The organism is Porphyromonas loveana, from assembly GCF_003096695.1.
GTDB lineage: Bacteria > Bacteroidota > Bacteroidia > Bacteroidales > Porphyromonadaceae > Porphyromonas > Porphyromonas loveana.
The window spans coordinates 1-1,877 of the sequence record NZ_QEKY01000037.1 but is presented as its reverse complement, the minus strand read 5'-3'; the positions used below and the strand labels follow the sequence as shown (position 1 = coordinate 1,877).

Here is a 1,877-nt window from a genome sequence, read left to right as displayed (position 1 = left end):
GAAGAGACACTGAGCTCTAAGACGGCACATGTTCCGGATGCGCCCCGCGGTTCACGCGCACAGGGCACATGGACCCAGAAGACCGTTCAGTTGCCAGCCGGCACGAAGTATGTAGCCTTCCGTCACTACAATTGTACAGATGCCTTCCGCATCAATATCGATGATATTGAGATCACAGCTACTGCAAAAGGTCGAAGCGTTAATGGAGCAAGAGAAATGCTTCTTTTGTCCATTACCGATGCCCCTGAATTGCTCAGAAGCGGAGAAGCCGAGATCGTTCTTGAAGCCCATGATGTTTGGAATGATGGATCCGGTTATCAGATCGTATTGGACGCAGACCACACTGCTTTCGGACAAGAAATTCCAGCAGTGGGCAATTTTACGAATAATTGTGATGTCCCTGCAGACTTCTTTGCTCCTTTCGAGTATACGGTTCCTGAAAATGCCGATCCTTCTTGTTCGCCAACCAATATGGTTGTAGACGGCACAGCTACTGTAAAGATCCCTGCCGGAGTTTATGATTATGCCATTGCAGCACCTCAAGCAGGCGTGAGGATTTGGATTGCTGGCGGAGAAAAGTCTCGTGCAGACGACTACAACTTCGAAGCCGGAAAGAAATATCATTTCTTGATGCAGAGAGTTGGTACGGGTGATGGATCCGAATTGACGATCAGCGAAGGCGGTTCGTCAGCGGACTACACTTACACGGTATACCGTGACGGAACTAAGATCAAGGACGGTCTGACCGCAACGACATTCTCCGAAGAAAATGTAGCTGCAGGCACACACAACTACTGTGTGGAAGTGAAGTATGCTGCCGGTGTATCTCCGAAAGAGTGCGTTGATGTGACGGTTCCCGGAGGCGTACTTGCACCTGTAACGAACCTGAAAGCAGAAAAGAACGGCGATGACGTAGTTCTGAAATGGACAGCCCCCAATGGTACGACACCTAATCCCAATCCCGGAGAGACAGCCTTGGAAGAAGGCTTCGAGAGCGGCATTCCTGCAACATGGAAGACTATCGATGCCGACGGCGATGGCCACAACTGGACGACCACGCCTCCTCCTGGATTCAATGCCTTTGCCGGTCATGAGAGTACCACAGCGGTCTCTTCAGCCTCTTTCATCAATGGCGGTATTGGAGCGCTGACTCCAGACAACTACTTGGTAACGCCCGAGTTGAATCTGGCCAACGGCGGCACGTTGACGTTCTGGGTATGCGCCCAAGATGCTGCTTATGCTGCAGAGCACTATGCCGTTTACGCCTCCTCAACGGGCAATGAAGCCGCAAACTTCACGAATGCCCTGTTGGAAGAGACACTGACAGCGAAGACAGTAGTTACAGCTCCCGAGGCTATCCGCGGCTCACGCGCACAGGGCACTTGGTACCAGAAGACAGTACAGCTGCCAGCCGGCACGAAGTATGTTGCCTTCCGTCACTTCGATTGTACGGATATGTTCTGGCTGAATCTTGACGACGTTAAGATTGCCGCAACGACAAAGCGTGCCGATCTTTTGTCAGAAGGCTTCGAGAGCGGCATTCCTGCAACATGGAAGACTATCGATGCCGACGGCGATGGCCACGACTGGACGACCACACCTGAACCTTGGGGAACATCTTTGCCCGGCCATGAAAGTTCCGCAACAGTGTCTTCAGCCTCTTTCATCAATGGCGGTATTGGAGCGCTGACTCCAGACAACTACTTGGTAACGCCCGAGTTGAATCTGGCCAACGGCGGCACGTTGACGTTCTGGGTATGCGCCCAAGATGCTGCTTATGCTGCAGAGCACTATGCCGTTTACGCCTCCTCAACGGGCAATGAAGCCGCAAACTTCACGAATGCCCTGTTGGAAGAGACACTGACAGCGAAGACGGT

The 1,877-nt window shown here is 52.3% G+C and carries 1 protein-coding gene; it reads left to right on the top strand.

Going from position 1 to position 1,877, the window contains the following annotated elements; genetic code table 11:
* The coding region (locus C7382_RS09955) for a DUF2436 domain-containing protein (protein ID WP_116680108.1) at window positions 1–1,877 on the top strand (1,877 nt) is incomplete at both ends.